At 59.6% G+C, this 5,588-nt stretch carries 5 protein-coding genes; 4 read left to right on the forward strand and 1 reads right to left on the reverse strand.

Annotation, left to right across the window (positions count from 1 at the left end; all coding sequences use genetic code 11):
• Positions 1-178: 178 nt before the first annotated feature.
• Positions 179-613, reverse strand: coding sequence for a DoxX family protein (locus KHQ28_RS28150; protein WP_002896408.1), 435 nt, complete (start codon positions 611-613; stop codon positions 179-181).
• A gap of 151 nt (positions 614-764) precedes the next feature.
• On the opposite strand from KHQ28_RS28150, the gene poxB reads away from it, so the two are divergent.
• The 4 genes from poxB to KHQ28_RS28170 form a co-directional block, all read left to right on the forward strand.
• Complete coding sequence (gene poxB / locus KHQ28_RS28155) at positions 765-2,483, forward strand: ubiquinone-dependent pyruvate dehydrogenase (RefSeq protein ID WP_032419490.1); 1,719 nt, start codon at positions 765-767, stop codon at positions 2,481-2,483.
• A 38-nt stretch (positions 2,484-2,521) separates the two neighbouring features.
• A complete protein-coding gene (ltaE, locus tag KHQ28_RS28160; protein ID WP_004176702.1) occupies positions 2,522-3,523 on the forward strand; it encodes a low-specificity L-threonine aldolase in 1,002 nt (333 codons plus the stop codon).
• A gap of 10 nt (positions 3,524-3,533) precedes the next feature.
• A complete protein-coding gene (locus KHQ28_RS28165) occupies positions 3,534-4,976 on the forward strand; it encodes an SDR family oxidoreductase (RefSeq protein ID WP_032419143.1) in 1,443 nt (480 codons plus the stop codon).
• 87 nt (positions 4,977-5,063) lie between these two features.
• The coding region (locus KHQ28_RS28170) for an NAD(P)-dependent oxidoreductase (protein WP_211777781.1) at positions 5,064-5,588 on the forward strand (525 nt) is incomplete at its 3' end.

The following is a 5,588-nucleotide window of genomic DNA, read 5'->3' on the forward strand; positions in this document are numbered from 1 at the left end:
GGGCTACAGCGCTGTGCGATTTGGTAGCCCGGAGAAGGCGCAATGCGCCGCCTCCGGGAAAATCCCTGGCGACAATAAACAAACGCTCAGGCGACATGAGATAAACGCTTTCCCGGACTGAAAAAATTGCAAATCGCCAACAGTATCGACTTTACGCCCCAGGACGAATGAGGCATTTTTACCGCCAGGCCGACTGACCGGCCAGCGAATAACGCCCCGCGCCGAGTAGCGCAATCGCCAGTGCGCCAACAAAGAAATAGACCAGATTCTCAATGGCCCATGCTCCCACCGCATCAAGCGCAAACGTCTTATCTAAGCCGACCATCAGCCACGCCACCACCATGGTGAACGCCAGCACCAACGCCGCCGGGCGGGTCAGGACGCCGAGAATTAACAAGCAGGGAGCGACCACTTCCCCCACCAGCACACCGTAGGCGATAAACCCGGGCAATCCCTGCGCCGCCAGCATCCCGCTAATGCCATCCACACCATCTATCAGCTTATGGATTCCATGGAAAAGCATTAAGCCGCCGACGGCAAGTCGTAACAAGAGTTTACCGGCGTCATCATGCGACAGCCTGCGATTTACTGTGTTTAACAATCCTTTAACCATTTGATGTGCATCCTGTTTTGCATCCTGTGTACTTCCAGAGTATGCGCAGCCGGAGAGGAATAAAACCAGCAAAAAATCAGGGGTAATCGGTTACATTGCGGTCAGTTTCATCTAAGCTTGAAGGCGTTATCAAAAAAAGGAGATGGAGATCATGAAGCAGACCGTGGCGGCATACATTGCCAAAACGCTGGAACAGGCCGGCGTGAAACGTATCTGGGGCGTCACCGGAGATTCCCTCAATGGATTGAGCGATAGCCTTAACCGCATGGGCACCATCGACTGGATGCCCACCCGGCACGAAGAGGTCGCCGCTTTCGCCGCTGGCGCGGAAGCGCAGCTGACCGGCGAGCTGGCGGTCTGCGCCGGCTCCTGCGGACCGGGCAACCTGCACCTGATTAACGGTTTGTTTGACTGTCATCGCAACCATGTCCCGGTGCTGGCCATCGCCGCCCACATCCCATCCAGCGAAATCGGCAGCGGCTATTTTCAGGAAACCCATCCTCAGGAGCTGTTCCGCGAGTGCAGCCATTACTGCGAACTGGTCTCCACGCCGGAACAGATCCCGCAGGTGCTGGCAGTGGCGATGCGTAAGGCAGTGATTAACCGCGGCGTCTCGGTGGTGGTGTTGCCCGGCGATGTGGCGCTGAAGGCCGCCCCGGAAAGCGCCAGCAGCCACTGGTATCATGCGCCGCTGCCGACGGTCACCCCGGCGGAAGAAGAGCTGCGCAAGCTGGCGCAGCTTATTCGCTACTCCAGCAATATCGCGCTCATGTGCGGCAGCGGTTGCGCCGGCGCCCACCAGGAACTGGTGGAGTTCGCAGCCAAAATTAAAGCCCCCATCGTCCACGCCCTGCGCGGCAAAGAGCACGTGGAGTACGACAACCCGTACGATGTGGGCATGACCGGGCTGATTGGCTTCTCTTCTGGCTTCCACACCATGATGAACGCCGATACCCTGATCCTGCTGGGTACCCAGTTCCCCTATCGCGCCTTCTACCCAACCGACGCGAAAATTATCCAGATCGACATCAACCCCGGCAGCATCGGCGCACACAGTAAGGTCGACATGGCGCTGGTGGGCGATATTAAATCGACGCTGAAGGCGCTGCTGCCGCTGCTGGAAGAGAAAACCGATCACCACTTCCTCGATAAGGCGCTGGAGCACTATCGCGACGCGCGAAAAGGGCTCGACGATCTGGCTAAACCCAGCGATAAAGCCATTCACCCGCAATATCTGGCGCAGCAGATCAGTCATTTTGCCGATGAAGATGCCATTTTCACCTGTGATGTCGGCACCCCGACCGTCTGGGCGGCACGCTATCTCAAAATGAATGGTAAACGCCGCCTGCTGGGCTCGTTCAACCACGGCTCAATGGCCAACGCCATGCCGCAGGCTATCGGCGCCAAGGCCACTGCGCCGGAGCGGCAGGTAGTGGCCATGTGCGGCGACGGCGGGTTCAGCATGCTGATGGGCGATTTTCTGTCGCTGGCGCAGATGAAGCTGCCGGTGAAGATTGTCATCTTTAACAACAGCGTGCTGGGCTTCGTGGCGATGGAAATGAAGGCCGGGGGCTATCTCACCGACGGTACGGAGCTCCACGATACCAACTTCGCCCGCATCGCCGAGGCCTGCGGTATCAAAGGTATACGCGTTGAAAAAGCCTCCGAGGTGGATGAAGCGCTGCAGACCGCCTTCCGCACCGACGGTCCGGTGCTGGTCGACGTCGTCGTCGCCAAAGAGGAACTGGCGATCCCGCCGCAGATCAAGCTGGAGCAGGCCAAAGGCTTTAGCCTGTATATGCTGCGGGCGCTCATCAGCGGGCGCGGCGATGAGGTCATCGAACTGGCGAAAACCAACTGGCTCAGGTAAAACAGAAGCAATACGTTGAACCAGACCAAGGAAAAGCCGTGATCGATTTACGCAGTGATACCGTTACCCGTCCCGGGCGCGCCATGCTGGAGGCCATGATGGCCGCCCCGGTCGGGGACGATGTGTATGGCGACGACCCTACCGTCAATGAACTGCAGCGCTATGCCGCCGACCTGGCCGGCAAAGAAGCGGCGCTATTTCTACCCACCGGCACCCAGGCCAACCTCGTTGGCCTGCTCAGCCATTGCCAGCGCGGCGAAGAGTATATCGTCGGCCAGGGGGCGCATAACTATCTGTACGAAGCCGGCGGCGCGGCGGTCCTCGGCAGTATTCAGCCGCAGCCGATCGACGCCGCGGCGGATGGTTCGCTGCCGCTGGATAAAGTGGCGGCGAAAATCAAACCCGACGATATCCATTTTGCCCCCACCCGCCTGCTGAGCCTGGAAAACACCCATAACGGTAAGGTGCTGCCGCGCGACTATCTGCAGGAAGCCTGGGCGTTTACCCGCCAGCGCAATCTGGCGCTGCACGTCGACGGCGCACGCATCTTTAACGCCGTGGTGGCCTACGGCTGCGAGTTACGCGATATCGCCCAATACTGCGACTCCTTCACCATCTGCCTGTCAAAGGGGCTTGGCGCTCCGGTAGGCTCGCTGCTGCTCGGCAGCGAGGCGTACATTCGCCGCGCCGTCCGCTGGCGGAAAATGGTCGGCGGCGGGATGCGCCAGGCGGGCATCCTGGCCGCCGCCGGGCTGTACGCGCTGAAAAATAACGTGCAGCGCCTGCAGGAGGATCATGACAACGCCGCGTGGATGGCAGAGCAGCTGCGCGCTATCGGCGCCGACGTCACCCGTCACGATACCAACATGCTGTTCGTTCGCGTCGGCGAAGAGCAGGCCCCGGCGCTCGGCAAGTTTATGCAGGCGCAGGGGGTATTGATTAACGCCTCGCCTGTTGTCCGTCTGGTCACTCACCTGGATGTCAACCGTCAGCAGCTGAGCGAGGTGGTCGCCCACTGGCAGGCTTTTTTACAACGCTAAGGAGCCAGGCGTGTCGCAATCAGTTCTGGTGCTCGGCGCCAGCGGCTATATTGGCCAGCATTTAGTGCGCGCATTAAGCGCGCGGGGCTATCCGGTGCTGGCGGCGGCACGCCATATCGACCGATTGCAAAAACTCGCTTTGCCCGGCGTTACCTGCCGGTCAGTCGATCTCAATCAACCGCAGGACCTGCCTGCGCTACTCACCGGTATCGATACCCTTTATTATCTGGTCCACGGCATGGGCGAAGGCGGTGATTTTATCGCCCATGAGCGGCGGGTGGCGACGTATGTGCGCGATGCCCTGCGTCAGTCATCAGTGCGCCAGGTGATATTTCTCAGTTCGCTGCAGGCCCCGGCGCAGGAGCAGTCCGACCATCTGCGCGCTCGTCAGATTACCGGCGATCTCCTGCGTGAGTCGGGCGTGCCGGTGACCGAGCTGCGGGCCGGGATTATCGTCGGCGCCGGCTCCGCCGCCTTCGAGGTGATGCGCGACATGGTTTATAACCTGCCGGTGCTAACCCCTCCGCGCTGGGTACGTTCGCGTACTACCCCTGTCGCGCTGGAAAACCTGCTCGTTGACCTGGTTGAGCTGCTGAATCATCCCTCCGATGCGCACCGCGTCTTCGAAGCCGCCGGTCCGGAGGTGTTAAGCTATCAGCAGCAGTTCATTCGCTTTATGGCCGTCAGCGGTAAACATCGCCCGCTCATTCCCATTCCCCTGCCGACGCGCTGGATCTCGGTGTGGTTCCTCAATGTCATCACCTCGGTGCCGCCGACCATCGCCAAGGCGCTGATTCAGGGGCTGAAGCACGATCTAATCGCTGACGATCGGGCGCTGCGGGCGCTGATCCCGCAAACGCTGATCCCCTTCGATCAGGCGGTTCGCCGCACGCTGAAAGAAGAAGAGCAGTTAGTAAACTCCAGCGACTGGGGCTACGACGCTCAGGCTTTCGCCCGCTGGCGACCAGAGTACGGCTACTATCCGAAGCAGGCAGGTTGCACCGTCGCCACTCAGGCAAGCCGCCAGGCCCTGTGGCAGGTCGTTAACCAAATCGGCGGTGAAGAGGAGTATTTTTTCGGCAATCTGCTGTGGAAAACCCGCGGCGCGATGGATCTGCTGGTCGGCCACCGGCTGGCCAAAGGGCGGCCGCAGCGCGCTTATCTGCAAACCGGCGATACGGTCGACAGCTGGAAGGTAATTATCGTGGAGGAAGAAAAACAGCTCACCCTGCTATTCGGTATGAAAGCGCCCGGGCTGGGCCGATTAAGCTTTACCATTAACGATAAAGGCGATCGTCGTGAACTGGACGTGCGCGCCTGGTGGCACCCGCACGGTATGCCAGGCCTGATCTACTGGCTGCTGATGATCCCGGCGCACCTGTTTATTTTCCGCGGTATGGCGCAACGCATCGCCCGGCTGGCCGAACAAATCTCAGGCAGAGTCGAAGGATAAGCGTTATTCTTTCATGATTCTCATTGCATAGTCGGGAGAATCACGGAAAAATGCGCACGAAATTCTTTTCTGGGACAGTAGAGTGATATGAAGGTACTGGTTACCGGTGCGACCAGCGGATTAGGCCGCAACGCAGTGGAATATCTGCGCAACAAGGGCATCAGCGTGCGAGCGACCGGGCGCAACGAAGCGATGGGCAAGCTTCTGAGCAAAATGGGGGCGGAATTCATCCCGGCAGATTTAACCGAGCTGGTCTCTTCGCAGGCTAAAGTGATGCTCGCCGGTATCGATACCCTATGGCACTGCTCCAGCTTTACCTCGCCATGGGGCACTCAGCAGGCTTTCGATCTCGCTAACGTCCGCGCCACCCGTCGTCTGGGCGAATGGTCAGTGGCATGGGGAGTGCGCAATTTCGTCCATATCTCTTCGCCATCGCTCTATTTTGATTATCACCATCATCGTGATATCCAGGAAGATTTCCGTCCACACCGCTTCGCCAACGAGTTTGCCCGCAGCAAGGCGGCCAGCGAGGAGGTGATCAACCTGCTGGCGCAGGCTAACCCGCATACCCGTTTTACCATTCTGCGGCCGCAGAGCCTGTTTGGGCCGCAC

Source organism: Klebsiella sp. 28 (assembly GCF_018223905.1).
In the GTDB taxonomy this organism is placed as follows: Bacteria; Pseudomonadota; Gammaproteobacteria; order Enterobacterales; family Enterobacteriaceae; genus Klebsiella; species Klebsiella pneumoniae.